Source organism: Massilia sp. Root351 (assembly GCF_001425045.1).
GTDB lineage: Bacteria > Pseudomonadota > Gammaproteobacteria > Burkholderiales > Burkholderiaceae_D > Rugamonas.
In genome coordinates this window covers 810,056-823,192 of sequence record NZ_LMDJ01000001.1, presented here as the reverse complement: position 1 = coordinate 823,192, position 13,137 = coordinate 810,056, and the positions used below count along the sequence as shown (strand labels likewise).

Here is a 13,137-nt window from a genome sequence, read left to right as displayed (position 1 = left end):
GCTTACTGGGCGGCCCAGCCGCCGTCCATATTGAGCGCCGCGCCGCGCATCTGGTCGGCCGCGGCGCTGCACAGGAACACAGCCAGCGCGCCGATCTGCTCCGGCGTGGCGAACGCCTGCGAGGGCTGCTTTTCGCCCAGCAGCCTGGCGCGCGCCTGGTCCGCGCCCAGGCCCTCGCGCGCGGCCAGCTCGTCGATCTGCTTCTGCACCAGCGGCGTCAGCACCCAGCCCGGGCAGATCGCATTGCACGTGACGCCGCTGCGCGCATTCTCCAGCGCCACCGCCTTGGTCAGCCCGACCACCCCGTGCTTGGCCGCCACGTAGGCGGACTTGTTTACCGACGCCACCAGCCCGTGCACCGAGGCCACGTTGACGATGCGGCCCCAGCCGCGCTGCCGCATCTGCGGCAGCGCGGCGCGGATGGCGTGGAAGTTGGACGACAGGTTGATGGCCATGATCCGGTCCCACTGCTCCAGCGGGAACTCGTGCACCGGCGCGGTGTGCTGGATGCCGGCGTTGTTGACCAGGATGTCGACCGCGCCGAACGCGGCCGTGGCCTCGGCCACCATGGCGGCGATCTGGTCCGGCTGCGCCATGTCGGCCGCGCTGTGGCGCACTTGCACGCCGTGCGCGCGCAGCTCGGCGGCGATGGCCTCGATGGCGGCGGCGTCGCCGTAGCCGTTCAGCATGACATTGGCGCCCTGCGCGGCCAGCGCGCGCGCTATGCCCAGGCCGATGCCGCTGGTGGAACCGGTGACGATGGCGGATTTGTTCTTCAACATGGGAAAACTCCTTGGTAGATCGCTCAGTAGATGCCGAACGCGTAGTAGGCGCCGATGACCACGAACACGGCCATGGTCTTGATGCAGGTGACGACAAAGATGTCGCCATAGGACACTTTGTGCGTCAGTCCGGTCACCGCCAGCAAGGTAATCACGGCGCCGTTGTGCGGCAGCGTGTCCATGCCGCCGCTGGCCATGGAGGCGACGCGGTGCAGCACTTCCATCGGGATGTGGGCGGCGTTGGCGGCCTGGATGAAGGTGTCCGACATGGCGGCCAGCGCGATGCTCATGCCGCCCGAGGCGGAACCGGTGATGCCGGCCAGCGAAGTGACGGCGATCGCCTCGTTGATCAGCGGGTTGGGCACGGCGCGCAGCGCGTCGGCTACCACCAGGAAGCCCGGCAGGCCGGCGATCACGGCGCCGAAACCGTACTCGGAGGCCGTGTTCATGGACGCCAGCAGCGCGCCTGAAATGGCCAGCTTGCTGCCTTCGGCGAAGCGCCGGCGCACCGTGTCGAAGGCCAGCACCAGCACCGTGGCGATGCCCACCAGCAGCGCCGCCTCCACGGCCCAGATGGCCGCCACCTTCGACACTTCGGTCACCACCGGCTTGGCCGAACCGGCCAGCTCCAGGCTGTGGCTCTTGCCGTAGTAGAGCGGAATCATCATGGTAAACACCTTGTTCAGCACGCCCACCAGCACCAGCGGCAGCAGCGCCACCAGCGGATGCGGCAGGCTCTGCTGGGTGAATTCCTCCGGCTCGTTGCTGTGGCCGCTACCATAGCCCTCGCCCTTGGCCAGCGCCTGGCGGCGGCGCCACTCCAGATAGGCCAGGCCCACCGCCAGGATGAACACGGAGCCGGTCAGGCCCAGCCAGGGCGCGGCCCAGGTGTCGGTCTGGAAGAAGGAGGTCGGGATGATGTTCTGGATCTGCGGAGTGCCGGGCAGCGCGTCCATGGTGAAGGTGAACGCGCCCAGCGCGATGGTGCCGGGAATCAGGCGCTTGGGGATGTTGCTCTGCCTGAACATCTCGGCGGCGAAGGGGTAGACCGCGAATACCACCACGAACAGCGACACGCCGCCGTAGGTCAGCACCGCGCACACCATGACAATGGCCAGCATGGCGCGCTCGCGCCGCACCAGGCGGATCACCAGCGCCACGATGGACTTGGAAAAGCCGGACAGCTCGATCACCTTGCCGAACACGGCGCCGAGCAGGAACACGGGGAAGTAGAGCTTCACGAAGCCCACCATCTTGTCCATGAAGACGCTGGTAAACATGGGCGGCACCAGGCCGGGATCGGTCAGCAGCACGGCCAGCATGGCCGCCACCGGGGCAAACAGGATGACGCTGAAGCCGCGGTAGGCGACCACCATCAGGAACACCAGCGCCAGCAACACAATCAGAAAGCTCATACACGCTCCAATAAGGTAGAACGTTGTCTAAAGCACTATCCATGCCCGGAAAACAAAGTCCTTTGTATTCAAGCAGTTAGATATAAGCCGGGGTGATGCGGGGGTGCCGCTGCGACGCATATTGTCTGGATAGCCGGACATCCTGCGTAGAATTACGGAGAAATCCCGTCTGGAAATCCAGACAATGTGTTGGGAATGCTGGACAGGCTGGGCAAGAGCCGTCACAATCGGCCCTTTTGCGGGGATGGACGCGATGGACTTGCTGCACTGGTTTACCGAAAACCCGGGCGCGGGCGGCCTGCGCCACCTGGCCATCCCCAAGCTGCTGGAACGGCTGGACGCGCTGTGCGAAGGCACCATCGCCGTCGACACCGACGCGCGCATCGTTTGGTGCAACGACAAATACCTGCACATGCTGGGCTACACCGACCCGCAATCGCTGCTGGGGCGCGACGTGGAGGAGATCATTCCCAACAGCCTGATGCGCCAGGTCGTCAAAACGGGAGAGCCCATCCTGCTCGACCTGATGGCCTTCGGCAGCGACACGTTCGTGGTGTCGCGCCTGCCGCTGACCGGGCCGGACGGCCAGGTGATCGGCGCGGTCGGCATCTGCCTGTACGACAAGCTGCACCACCTGAAGCCGCTGCTGGGCAAGTTCTCCCAGCTGCAGGACGAACTGGCGGAAACCCGCCGCCTGCTGGTGGAAGACCGCCGCCCGCGCTACACGCTGGCCAGCTACGTCGGCAACAGCCCGGCCAGCCTGGAAGTGAAACGCCAGGCGCGGCGCGCGGCGCAGCTGGGCAGCACCGTGCTGCTGCTGGGTGAAACCGGCACCGGCAAGGAACTGCTGGCGCAAGCCATCCACGCCAGTTCCGCGCGCGCCAGCCAGCCCTTCATCGCCGTCAACGCCGCCGCCATCCCCGAGGCGCTGCTGGAGTCCGAATTCTTCGGCGCGGCGCCCGGCGCCTACACCGGCGCCGACAAGCGCGGCCGCGACGGCAAGTTCAAGCTGGCCCACGGCGGCACGCTGTTCCTGGACGAAGTGGGCGACATGCCGCTGCAGATCCAGGCCAAGCTGCTGCGCGTGCTGCAGGAGCAGGAAGTGGAACCGCTGGGCTCGAACAAGGTGATCAAGGTGGACGTGCGCATCATCGCCGCCACCAGCATCGACCTGGTGCAGGCACTGGCGCAGGGCCGCCTGCGGCGCGACCTGTATTACCGCCTGAACGTGCTGTCCATCACGCTGCCGCCGCTGCGCGAACGGCTGGCCGACCTGGAAGCGCTGTGCGAAGGCGCGCTGGAGCAGATCGTCGAGCGCACCGGCATGGGCCGGCGCGAACTGACGCCCGGCGCGCTGCAGCGGCTGGCCGGCTACGATTGGCCGGGCAATGTGCGCGAACTGCGCAACGTGCTGGAGAAGGCCGTGCTGCACAGCGACAACCGGCGCCTGGTGGCGGACGACTTCGACACCATCCTGCCGCGCCCCCATGGCGGCCCGGCCCGGCCGGGCGCGGCCGCCATCGTGCAGCCGCTGGCGCAGGTGGTGGCGGCGGCCGAGCGCGGCGCCATCGAAGCGGCGCTGCTGGCGGCGGGCGGCAAGAAAACCGAGGCCGCGCGCCTGCTGGGCATTTCGCGCGCCACCTTGTATGAAAAAATGGCGCAGCTGCAACTGTAGTTGTGCCGCGCCCTGCCTTATACTGTCTGCACAGAAAACCAACGGAACCCAACCGATGCAGGATATCTTGCTGTTCGCCCCGCCCGCCACCCTGATCGCCGCGATCGCGGCCGGCATCTTCGGCCTGCTGATCGGCAGTTTCCTCAACGTCGTCATCCACCGCCTGCCCATCATGATGCAGCGCGAGTCGGACAACTACGTGGCCTCGGAGCTGGGCAAGGACTTGCCGCACACCACACGCTACAGCCTGGTGGCGCCGCGCTCGGCCTGCCCGCACTGCCAGCACCAGATCACCGCGCTGGAAAACATCCCCGTGGTCAGCTACCTGGTGCTGGGCGGCAAATGCAGCAACTGCCAGGCGAAGATCTCGCCGCGCTACCCCATCATCGAAGCGTGCACCGGCCTGCTGTCGGCCGCGCTGGTGTGGCAGTTCGGCAGCGGCTGGATGGGCCTGGCCACGCTGCTGTTCGCCTACCTGCTGATCGCCATGACCTTCATCGACGCCGACACCCAGCTGCTGCCGGACGACCTGACCTTGCCGCTGCTGTGGGCCGGCCTGCTGATCAACATCAACGGCACCTTCGTGCCGCTGCAGGACGCTGTGATCGGCGCGGCGGCCGGCTACCTGGCGCTGTGGTCGATCTACTGGCTGTTCAAGCTGGCCACCGGCAAGGAAGGCATGGGCTACGGCGACTTCAAGCTGCTGGCGGCGCTGGGCGCCTGGCTGGGCTGGGCCACGCTGCCCACCATCATCCTGCTGTCGTCGGTAGTGGGCGCGGTGGTCGGCATCTGCCTGATGGTGTTCGCCAAGCGCGGCCGCAACAACCCCATCCCCTTCGGTCCCTACCTGGCGGCGGCCGGCCTGATCGCGCTGATGTTCGGCGGTCCGCTGGCGGCGTTCACTTCCAGCGTACTGGGCCAGTAAAGTGAGTACAGGCACCAGCACTGGCCCACGCACCGGCACCGGCGCCAGCGGCAAGTTCAGCGTCGGCCTGACCGGCGGCATCGGCAGCGGCAAGAGCGTGGTGGCGGCGCGCTTCGCCGAACTGGGCGCCACCATCGTCGACACCGACCGCATCGCCCACGGCATGACCGTGCCGGGCGGCCCCGCCATGCCGGCCCTGCTGGCCGAGTTCGGCCCCGGGTTGGCCGACGCCAGCGGCGCCATGGACCGCGCCCGCATGCGCGCGCTGGTGTTCAGCGACGCCACCGCCAAGGCCAGGCTGGAAGCCATCCTGCACCCGCTGATCCGCAGCGCCGCCGAAGCGGCGGGCGCCGCCGCCACCGGCCCCTACGTGATCTACGACGTGCCGCTGCTGGTCGAGTCCGGCACATGGCGCAGCCGGGTGCAGCGCGTGCTGGTGGTGGACTGCCCGGAGGCGGTGCAGGTGGCGCGCGTGATGGCGCGCAACAAGATGCCGGCGGCCCAGGTGCAAGCCATCATGGCGGCCCAGGCGCCGCGTTCAACGCGGTTGGCAGCGGCGGACGATATCATTAATAATGAGGGGGATTTAGCAGCATTGGAGCCGCAAATCGCGCGATTACACGATTTATACCTGGCATTTTCGGCAGGAACGATAACAATACCATCGCAACGTTTGTAATTTTGCTTCGCTTGGTTCAGAATCACGGAATTCTTTGCAGGCCCATCTATAGAGGGAAGTCATTTTGATTGTCTACGAATACCCTTTCAACGAGCGCATACGCACGTTGTTGCGGCTGGAAGACCTGTACGAGAAATTCAAGTTCTTTGTGCATCAAGAACACCCCATGCAGCACCATGTCGCGCTGTCCACCATCTTCGACATGCTCGAAGTGGCAGGCCGGGCCGACCTGAAGTCGGACCTGCTGCAGGAACTGGAGCGCCAGCGCCAGACTTTGCTGAGCTACCGCTCCAACCCGAATGTACAGGCTGAAACGCTGGACGCCATCCTGTCCGAACTGGACAGCGTGAGCAGCGCGCTGGTGGGCGCGCAGGGCAAGACCGGCCAGAACGTGCGCGACAATGAATGGCTGATGAGCATACGCGGCCGCACCATCATCCCCGGCGGCGCCTGCGAATTCGACCTGCCCTCCTATTACGCCTGGCAAAAGCGCAGCGCCGAGCAGCGCTTCAACGACATCGCCGGCTGGTTCGCGCCGCTGGCGCCGCTGTTCGACGCCCTGGCCCTGGTGCTGCGCCTGCTGCGCGACTCGGGCGGCCCGGTGAAGATGATCGCCAATGCGGGCAGCTACCAGCAAATGCTGCAAGGCAAGGTCTACCAGATGCTGCGGCTGACGCTGGACGAATCGATGGGCGCCATCCCCGAGATCTCCGCCAACAAATACATGCTGTGGGTGCGTTTCACCACCCAGGGCGGCGATTTGAAACCCAAGCCGCTGGAAGAAGATGTACCATTCGAGCTCACGCTCTGTAATTTTTAAAGAATCGCCATGACCGTAGTTGCATGCCCGACCTGCTCCGCCAAAGTGGAGTGGAGCGAAAAAAACAAATACCGCCCCTTCTGTTCCGAACGCTGCAAGCAGATCGACCTGGGCGCCTGGGCCGAGGAAAAGTACGCCATCCCGGCCGCGCCGCCGCGCGATCCGCTGGACGAGGAATAAATCAGGGCAGCGCCGCCGGATCGTGGCGGATCTGCTCCAGCCATTCGAGCAGCGGTATGGTGGCCGGCAATAGCGGCTCGACGCCGACCGTGCCCTGCCATGCGAAAGCCTGGCCTTCCAGGCTTTGCGGCTCGCCGTGCCAGTCGCGGCTGATGTAGAAGTGCAGCCGCACATGGGCGTGCGGGTACGCATACTCCACGCCGCACCATTCCTGCGCGCTGTTCACGGTCAATCCCAGCTCTTCGACAAACTCGCGCTTGAGCGCTTGCAGCACCGTCTCGCCCGGATCGACTTTGCCGCCGGGGAATTCCCAATAGCCGTCATAGGGCTTGCCTGCCGGGCGCTGGCCCAGCAGCACGTCGCCGTTCGGCTTGATCAGGATGCCGACGGCGACGTCCACTTTCTTATCAGTCATTCACATTGCTTTCATCGGGGAGTTTGCCGGCATAGTCCTTGGCGAACTGCCAGGCCACGCGGCCGGAACGCGAGCCGCGCTGCAGCGCCCAGCGCAAGGCCTCGCCGCGCGCCGCCTCCACCTGCGCCGGGGTGCAGCCGAAGCTGGCCAGCCAGTGGCCGCAGATGTCGAGGTAATCGTCCTGCTTGAAGGCGTAGAACGACAGCCACAGGCCGAAGCGCTCCGACAGCGAGATCTTCTCCTCCACCGTTTCGCCCGGATGCAGGTCGCCGTCCTCGTCGTGCTTGTAGCTCAGGTTGTCGGCCATGCGCTCCGGCATCAGGTGGCGCCGGTTGGAAGTGGCGTAGATCAGCACATTGTTGGATTGCGCGGCGATCGAGCCGTCCAGCGCCACCTTCAGCGCCTTGTAGCCGCTCTCGCCCTCTTCGAACGACAGGTCGTCGCAGAAGATGATGAAGCGCTCGGGGCGGCCCGCCACCAGCTCGACGATGTCCGGCAGCTCGGCCAGGTCGGCCTTGTCGACTTCGATCAGCCGCAAGCCATTCTTGGCGAACTGGTTCAAACAGGCCTTGATCAGCGACGATTTTCCGGTGCCGCGCGCGCCCGTCAGCAGCACGTTGTTGGCCGGGCGGCCGGCAACGAACTGGCGCGTATTCTGTTCGATGGCGGCCTTTTGCGGGGCGATGTTGTGCAGATCGTCCAGCGCGATGCTAGAGACGTGCGTCACCGCCTGCAAATGGCTGGCGCCGCCATTGCGGCGCCGCCAGCGGTAGGCGTAGCCCAGCTTCCAGTCCGGCTCGCGCGGACCGTGCGGCAGGATCGCCTCCACCCTTTGCAGCAGGGCTTCGGCGCGCACCAGGAATTGCTCGAGGGGCGTCGCCATATCAGGAACGGTAGTCGGCGTTGATGCTGACGTAGTCATGCGACAGGTCGCAGGTGTAGACCGTGGCTTTGGCCTCGCCGCGCGCCAGCTTCACGCGCACGCCGATCTCGCTCTGCTTCATCACGCGCTGGCCGTCTTCTTCCTTGTAGTCGGGATTGCGGCCGCCGTTCTTGGCCACCCACACGTCGTCCAGGTACAGGTTGAGCTTGCTCACGTCCAGGTCGTCCACGCCGGCGTAGCCGATCGCGGCCAGGATGCGGCCCAGGTTGGGGTCGGAGGCGAAGAAAGCGGTTTTCACCAGCGGCGAGTGGGCGATGGAGTACGCGATCTTGCGGCATTCTTCCATGTTCTTGCCGTCTTCCACCGTGATCGTCATGAATTTGGTGGCGCCTTCGCCGTCGCGGATGATGGCTTGCGCGAGGAATACCGACAGCTCCGTAACGGCCGCGGCCAGCGCCTTGAATTCAGGCGAGTCGACCGAGTTCACTTCCAGCGTGCCGGCGCCGGTGGCCACCAGCATGAAGGAGTCGTTGGTGGAGGTGTCGCCGTCGATGGTGATGCAATTGAACGACTGGTCGGCCGCCTGCTTGACCAGCACGTCCAGCACCGGCTGCGCCACCTTGGCGTCGAAGGCCAGGAAGCCCAGCATGGTGGCCATGTTAGGCTTGATCATGCCGGCGCCCTTGGAGATGCCGGTCAAGGTCACCTTGTGGCCGGCGATGTCCACCGTGCGCGAGCCGGCTTTCGGCTGGGTGTCGGTGGTCATGATGGCTTCGGCCGCGTTGAACCAGTTGTCGGCGGTCAGGTTGGCCACGGCGGCCGGCAGGCCGGCCACGATGCGCTCCACCGGCAGCGGCTCCAGGATCACGCCGGTCGAGAACGGCAGGATCTGGCCAGCGCCGCAACCCAGCAGTTCGGCCAGCGCCGCGCAGCTTTGCTGCGCACGCGCCAGGCCCTCTTCGCCGGTGCCGGCGTTGGCGTTGCCGGTGTTGACCATCAGCGCGCGGATCGGCTGGCCGCCGGCGTTTACGGCAGCCAGGTTGGCTTTCGAGATCTGCACCGGCGCGGCGCAGAAGCGGTTCAAGGTGAACACGCCGGACACGGTGGCGCCCGGCGCCAGGCGCAGCACCAGCAAGTCCTTGCGGTTCGGCTTCTTGATGCCGGCTTCGGCAAAACCGATCTCGATGCCGGCAACCGGCTTCAGATCAGCAGCGACAGGAATGGGGGAATTGACGGCCATTTGGATTCTCGGGCTAGTGTAGGGAAGCCGTTATTGTAATGCCTACAGCCGGACGGTGCGGCGCACTACTTTCGGTTACTTTCCAGACCATCACTGTTTTCCCGCCAATGTTAAAAATTCGGCTAAACGTGCAGCAATGATGCCGAAAACGCAGCATAACATCGCTAAAAAGCCACAGAATTTTAGAGCTTTTGTTCAGTACAACGTTTTCATAATCATGCCTCAGAGAAATTTCAACTAAGGTTAGCGACGCATGCGGTGCCCCGTGCTTGCCGCTTCTCCGAAAAATAGAGTGATTGGAATCCGTACGATGAAAAAGCAACTTCTAGTAGCATCCGTGCTGGCGGCCTGCAGCGTCATGCAAGCCCAGGCAGGCTCCCTGGACGACGGCAATCTGAGCATCAGCGGCTTCGGCACGCTGGCCGCCGCCAAGAGCAACACAGACACCGCCAAGTTTGCCCGCTACAACCAGGCGACCGGCGTCGGCGACAGCCCGCGCCTGGGCCTGGACAGCAACCTCGGCCTGCAAGCCACCTACAAGATCAACGACTGGCTGTCGGGCACCGCGCAGGTGCTGACCCGCAAGAACACCAGCCCCAGCTTCACCACCGACCTGACCTGGGCCTTCCTGAAAATGAAGGTCAACGATGAAATCAATGTGCGCGTCGGCCGCGTGGTGATCCCCGCCTTCCTGATTTCCGACTACCAGAACGTGGGCTACGCCAACACCATGATGCGTCCGCCGATCGAAGTCTACGGCCAGGACCCGATTGAAAACGTGGACGGCGTCGATGTGAACTACCAGCACGCCTTCGGCGACACCAACTTCACCGCGCAAGCCTTCTTCGGCTCCAGCCGCGGCAAGCTGTTCGTGCCGACCGCCGGCGGCTCCGTGGCCAAGTACCGCGCACCGGCCCAGGGCGTCAGCCTGTCGCTCGAACGCGGTCCGGTGACCGTGCGCCTGGGCCACGCCCGCGCCGAGCTGCACAGCGACAACCTGCTGCCGATCAACAGCCTGGCCGCCACGCTGACCCAGGTCGGCTTCGGCCAGCTGGGCCGCGACCTGGGCATCGTCGACGGCAAGAAAATGAGCTTCACCGAGCTGGGCGTGACGGTGGACTGGAACAACATCGTGATCCAGTCCGAGTACGCGCAGCGCCGCGCGCACGACCCGGTCTACATCCCGGAAACCAATTCCTGGTACGCCATGGCCGGCTACCGCGTCGGCAAGGTGCTGCCGTACTACGCGCACGCCGCCGTCAAGGGCGCAGGCAGCTCGATCACCGTGCCGGCCGCGCTGGCCAAGATCCCGACGCTGAACGGCGCCGTCAACAACCTGCTGATCTCGCCCGAGCAATCGACCGACCTGATCGGCGTACGCTGGGACTTCGCCAAGTCGATGGCGCTCAAGGTGCAGGTCGACCGCGTCAAGCCCAAGGTCAAGTCGGGCCAGCTGATCTTCACGCCGGCCGCCGGCCAGAAAGACAGCGTGACCGTGGTTGCGGCCGGTCTGGATTTCGTATTCTAAGGTGAACCCATGAAAAAAATAATGACTTCCCTGATGCTGGCCGGCTTCGCCGCAGCCAGCGTGCCGGCCGCCGCCGAAACGGTGGTGATCGTCAACAAGGCCAACCCGGCCACGCGCATGTTCTCGGAACAGGCGTCCCAGTTCTTCCTCGGCAAATCGAACATGTTCACGCCGGTGGACCAGGCTGAAGGCTCGGCCATCCGCAACGACTTCTACCAGAAGGTGGCGGAGAAGGACGCGGCCCAGGTCAAGGCGATCTGGTCCAAGCTGGTATTTACCGGCAAGGCCACCCCGCCCAAGGAATACAAGGGCAACGCCGAGGTCAAGAAGGCCGTGGCGGACGATCCGAAAGCCATCGGCTACATCGACAAGTCGGCGGTGGACGACACGGTCAAGGTCATCCTGACCCTGCCGTAAGCCACACGCCTGCCTGCACGACCAACGCCCGCCCGGGCAACCCGGCGGGCGTTTTCATGTCGGCCAGCGCGCCGGCGGCAAGCAGGACGGCACGGTCCAGGCGATCTTGGCACTCCTGGGCCTAGTTGCATGCGGTATATTGCTGGATGGGGACGAGGGGCGTCCTGGACAGCTAGGAGTGGGTGTGAGTTTATCGCTGCGCGCGAAGTTTCTGTTGTTGAGTGCCATCGTCCAGGCGCTGGTGGTGGCCCTGCTGATCGGCAACAGCCAGCGCGTGATGGACAACGCGGTGGGCAAGAACGCGGAACGGGTCGCGCACGAATACGCCGTCACGCTCAACCTCACGCTGAGCCCCTACGCCATCCGCGGCCGGCTCAGCGAGCTGAACGACTACTGGAACGAGATGCTGTCCGACCCGCAGGACAGCTTCGTGCGCTACATCGTGGTGCTGGACCACAACGACGTGCCGGTGGCCAGCGCGGGCGAGCGTCCGGCCGAGCTGCCGGTGGCGCTGCGCAACGGCACCGCGCCGGCCATGAACGGCGTGCGCACCTGGCAGCGCGAGGGCACGCTGCACGCGCGCGCGCCGATGCTGCTCAAGGACAACCAGGTCGGCTCGCTCAACTTCGGCCTGTCGACCAGCGAACTGGACAAGGCACGCGAAGAAGTATTCCTGCAGTCCGGCCTGATCTCGCTGTTCGGCCTGGCGCTGGGCGTGCTGCTGTTCTACGCCTTCACCCAGGGCATCGGACGGCGCCTGCGCGCCCTCACCAGCCAGACCGGCGAGATGATGAAAGACGCCTTCGGCCAGCGTCCGCCGGAAGGCGAAGGCGACGAAATCGAAGTCTATGCGCGCTCGCTCAATTCGATGAGCGTGGCGCTGCGCGAGCGGGTGCTGCAGCTGGAAGCGTCGCAGCAGCGCCTGTCCGAATCGGAAGCGCGCTTCAAGACCCTGTTCGACATGGCGCCGCTGCCGCTCAGCGTAACCGACCGCAACGGCCACATCATCGGCGCCAACCAGGCCCTCACGCGCGCCTTCGGCTACGGCCCGGAACAGCTGATCGGCCAGCGCTCGGACTCGTTCACCTTCTGGGGCGCGCCGGAGGAACGCGAACGGATCTGGCAGCTGTACATGCGCAACGGCAGCGTGCACGGCGAAGTGGCCAGCATGGCCTTGCGCGACGGCGGCAGCGGCCAGGTGGCGATCTGGTCGTCCTCGCTGACGCTGGACGGGGTGGACGCCATCATCTGGGCGCTGCTGGACATGACGGCCGAGCTGAAGGCCAAGCAGGAACTGGAAGAATTGAACGTGTCGCTGGAGAGCCGGGTGCGCCAGCGCTCGGCCGAGCTGGAGCGCGCCAACGGCGACCTGTCGCACGCGCTGCAAACCCTGCAGCGCACCCAGCACGACTTGCTCGCGGCGGAAAAGATGGCCTCGCTCGGCTCGCTGGTGGCCGGCATCGCGCACGAGCTGAACACGCCGATCGGCAACAGCCTGCTGGCCTCGACCGCGCTGGGCGACCGGGTGCAGGAATTCGAAGCCATGCTGGTGGGCGGCAGCCTGCGCCGCTCGGCGCTGACCACCTACAACGAGGAAGTGAAGCTGGCCTCGGCGCTGATTTCCGGCTCGCTGCACAAGGCGGCCAACCTGATCGCCTCATTCAAGCAGATCGCGGTGGACCAGACCAACGACCAGCGCCGCGTGTTCAAGCTGCAGGCGGTGGTGCAGGACACGGCCGCCACCTATGTGCCGCGCCTGCGCCGCGCCCATTGCAGCACCACGGTCGAGGTGCCGCCGGGCCTGGCGCTCGATTCCTATCCGGGCAGCTGGTACCAGATCTTCACCAACCTGATCAACAATGCGCTGGCGCACGCCTTCGAAGGACGCAGCGGCGGCAGCATCGCCATCGTGGCGCGCGAACTGGACGGCGGCATGGTCGAGGTGGTCTTCAGCGACGACGGCGCCGGCATGGCCGACGACGTCAGGCGGCACGTGTTCGACCCCTTCTTCACCACCAAGATGGGACGCGGCGGCACCGGGCTCGGCATGAACATCGTGTACAACATCGTGACCGGCGTGCTGGGCGGACGGGTGACGGTGGAGTCGCAGCCCGGACAGGGCACGGCGGTGCGCATCCTGATCCCGCGCAGTTCCCCGGCCCGGGCCTAGGCGAAAAA

General features: G+C 65.6%; 13 protein-coding genes. 8 read left to right on the top strand and 5 right to left on the bottom strand.

The window, feature by feature from the left end; all coding sequences use genetic code 11:
- Positions 1 to 2: 2 nt before the first annotated feature.
- Together ASD15_RS03720 and ASD15_RS03715 are read right to left on the bottom strand one after the other, a co-directional pair.
- A complete protein-coding gene (locus ASD15_RS03720) occupies positions 3 to 782 on the bottom strand; it encodes a 3-hydroxybutyrate dehydrogenase (protein WP_057153367.1) in 780 nt (259 codons plus the stop codon).
- 23 nt (positions 783 to 805) lie between these two features.
- Entirely contained in the window at positions 806 to 2,197 is a 1,392-nt protein-coding gene (locus tag ASD15_RS03715) for a GntP family permease (protein WP_057153366.1), read from the bottom strand.
- 253 nt (positions 2,198 to 2,450) lie between these two features.
- Between ASD15_RS03715 and ASD15_RS03710 the strand changes: the two genes are divergently transcribed.
- From ASD15_RS03710 to yacG, 5 genes are all read left to right on the top strand, one after another.
- Positions 2,451 to 3,872 carry a sigma-54-dependent Fis family transcriptional regulator gene (locus ASD15_RS03710; protein ID WP_057153693.1) on the top strand — a complete coding sequence of 474 codons (1,422 nt, stop codon included), beginning with the start codon at positions 2,451 to 2,453 and terminating at the stop codon, positions 3,870 to 3,872.
- Between the two features lie 55 nt (positions 3,873 to 3,927).
- Positions 3,928 to 4,797, top strand: a complete 870-nt coding sequence (locus ASD15_RS03705) for an A24 family peptidase (RefSeq protein ID WP_057153365.1) — start codon at positions 3,928 to 3,930, stop codon at positions 4,795 to 4,797.
- Between the two features lies 1 nt (position 4,798).
- On the top strand, positions 4,799 to 5,476 hold the full coding sequence (coaE, locus tag ASD15_RS03700) for a dephospho-CoA kinase (RefSeq protein ID WP_057153364.1): 678 nt from the start codon (positions 4,799 to 4,801) through the stop codon (positions 5,474 to 5,476).
- A gap of 64 nt (positions 5,477 to 5,540) precedes the next feature.
- Entirely contained in the window at positions 5,541 to 6,296 is a 756-nt protein-coding gene (zapD, locus tag ASD15_RS03695; protein ID WP_057153363.1) for a cell division protein ZapD, read from the top strand.
- A 9-nt stretch (positions 6,297 to 6,305) separates the two neighbouring features.
- Complete coding sequence (yacG, locus tag ASD15_RS03690; RefSeq protein WP_057153362.1) at positions 6,306 to 6,476, top strand: DNA gyrase inhibitor YacG; 171 nt, start codon at positions 6,306 to 6,308, stop codon at positions 6,474 to 6,476.
- 1 nt (position 6,477) lies between these two features.
- On the opposite strand, the gene mutT is transcribed toward yacG, so the two are convergent.
- From mutT to argJ, 3 genes are read right to left on the bottom strand one after another with little or no spacing between them, the layout of a single operon-like run.
- Positions 6,478 to 6,891, bottom strand: coding sequence for an 8-oxo-dGTP diphosphatase MutT (gene mutT, locus ASD15_RS03685; protein ID WP_057153361.1), 414 nt, complete (start codon positions 6,889 to 6,891; stop codon positions 6,478 to 6,480).
- On the bottom strand, positions 6,884 to 7,774 hold the full coding sequence (locus ASD15_RS03680) for an ATP-binding protein (RefSeq protein WP_057153360.1): 891 nt from the start codon (positions 7,772 to 7,774) through the stop codon (positions 6,884 to 6,886). Before ASD15_RS03680 ends, mutT begins: the two co-directional genes overlap by 8 nt.
- Before the next feature lies 1 nt (position 7,775).
- Positions 7,776 to 9,014: a bifunctional glutamate N-acetyltransferase/amino-acid acetyltransferase ArgJ gene (gene argJ / locus ASD15_RS03675; RefSeq protein WP_057153359.1), complete on the bottom strand. Its 1,239-nt coding sequence runs from the start codon at positions 9,012 to 9,014 to the stop codon at positions 7,776 to 7,778.
- 310 nt (positions 9,015 to 9,324) lie between these two features.
- Here argJ and ASD15_RS03670 point away from each other — a divergent pair, with 310 nt between their 5' ends.
- The 3 genes from ASD15_RS03670 (at position 9,325) to ASD15_RS03660 (ending at position 13,129) form a co-directional block, all read left to right on the top strand.
- Positions 9,325 to 10,542 carry a porin gene (locus tag ASD15_RS03670; RefSeq protein WP_057153358.1) on the top strand — a complete coding sequence of 406 codons (1,218 nt, stop codon included), beginning with the start codon at positions 9,325 to 9,327 and terminating at the stop codon, positions 10,540 to 10,542.
- Between the two features lie 9 nt (positions 10,543 to 10,551).
- Positions 10,552 to 10,959: a hypothetical protein gene (locus ASD15_RS03665; protein ID WP_057153357.1), complete on the top strand. Its 408-nt coding sequence runs from the start codon at positions 10,552 to 10,554 to the stop codon at positions 10,957 to 10,959.
- 217 nt (positions 10,960 to 11,176) lie between these two features.
- Positions 11,177 to 13,129: an ATP-binding protein gene (locus ASD15_RS03660; protein ID WP_229418046.1), complete on the top strand. Its 1,953-nt coding sequence runs from the start codon at positions 11,177 to 11,179 to the stop codon at positions 13,127 to 13,129.
- The last annotated feature ends 8 nt before the right edge of the window (positions 13,130 to 13,137 follow it).